Source organism: Pseudomonas sp. P5_B2, assembly GCF_056400445.1.
On record NZ_JBFULH010000813.1, the window covers coordinates 1 to 1,584 of the forward strand.

The following is a 1,584-nucleotide window of genomic DNA, read 5'->3' on the forward strand; positions in this document are numbered from 1 at the left end:
CACTGATACCGACGACACCCCTGAATATCCGCTGCCTTCACCGACAGACCCGTTGAGTCGCGATCAACGTCCGCCAGATGACGACACGGCGGTGGAGCAACTGCCTGCTGATGATGTGAGGCGCGGTGATGGTGATGTCGAGGCGGATCCTGAGGATCCGGACATTGCCGGTGATGATTACTCGGGTGAACCTAGCTGAAAAAGCCGCTGGTCGATTGTGCGGCAACTTTAAAAAGCGAGCGCTGCCACATCAGGTATGCACCTTTTAAAGGAGATGCACCATGATCAGTTCAAAGTTAACAGCCCTGATCATTGCAGGGCTGTTGTCGGTTGGCTCATTGACCGCGGTTGCTCAATCCAATGGGAATGATGCGCCTGTGGATAAAGGGGGAATGCCTCCATATACCGAAATGAATGCGAATTCCGCGGATGGTAAGGCGTTGCCGCCTGGTTCTATCCCAAGCGGGAATGGCGGGGATGCTAATGGGAGCAGCACCGGGTCGGGGACTGGAAGTGGGGTAGTGAGTGGTGGGAGTTCGATGGGGGATGAGGCTGAAAACGCTGGTAGTGTTGGCAATAGTGGCACTGGCGGTGTCCAAAAGTAGAACGGTACTTAATGCTAAAAAAGGTTCAAGGTGGCAAAGCCCAGCTATAAGTTGGGCTTTTTTGATAATCGGTGTTCACGACTCCTGGCCCCCCATGCTAGTGTGCTATAAACATGTGTGTACACCTATTTTTCTAACGATTCGATCCACCGTTTATAGAAATCCCGTTGTTTCTCAATGTCGTTCGTAATATTGATTTCCTCATAGTCGAATATTCTCACAATATGCTCGGGCTCTGCTGGTCTGCCTAATTGAAGTTCATACGCTACAAGTCCTGCGGACATTTGCGATGACATTCGCGAAGTGTAAACGTTGATTTTTGCTCCTTTGCATAGAAATTTAGTTTCGGGAAAATCCGCTCGCAATAGACCAAGACATTCAAGCAGGTCGTGGGCTTTATATGTCTTGTTTGGATTGCTGCTGAATCGTAAGGTTGGCAGGACTCCCTCGCGGCCGCATTCAATTGTAGAGGTATAGGTGATGCCGTCGGAATGGGTGGCTATTTCAAATGTTTTCATAAGCGTCTTTGAGTTAGAGGTTGTTTTTAATCTGTGTTGACTATTCTTTAAGGATTGTAGCCAGCGGTGGAAGAAGTCAGTTTGCAGTTGTGGATCATTAATAATGCCTTGGTCGTCATAATGAAATATATTAACAAGATCCTTTCGTGACGCGCGGACGCCTAATTTGTGCTCGTAAGCCATAATCCCACAGCTCATTTGTGAGGACATGCTGGACGGTCGCACATTTATTTTTGCGCCTTTACATAGAAATTTAACATCAGGAAGCGATTTGATTATTTTTCCAAGACATTCATAAATATCAAGCCCTGATAAATTTTTCGTCCATCCACTTTCTAGTGTTACCTTGATGGTTGATTTTTGTGTGTCGTAATCGAGAACTGCTATTTCTAATTTTCCGGCGATCAAAATAGAAATTTTCTCCATTGTCATTTGTCGATCTCTGAGGGCTTGGTATAGAG

At 46.7% G+C, this 1,584-nt stretch carries 2 protein-coding genes; one reads left to right on the forward strand and one right to left on the reverse strand.

What is annotated here, in order from left to right; all coding sequences use genetic code 11:
* Positions 1 to 199: hypothetical protein (locus tag AC1DRJ_RS27040; protein ID WP_477804845.1), on the forward strand; the 199-nt coding region annotated here is incomplete at its 5' end.
* 531 nt (positions 200 to 730) lie between these two features.
* On the opposite strand, the gene AC1DRJ_RS27045 is transcribed toward AC1DRJ_RS27040, so the two are convergent.
* Positions 731 to 1,584 (reverse strand): hypothetical protein (locus AC1DRJ_RS27045; RefSeq protein WP_477804846.1); only part of this gene is annotated, 854 nt, incomplete at its 5' end.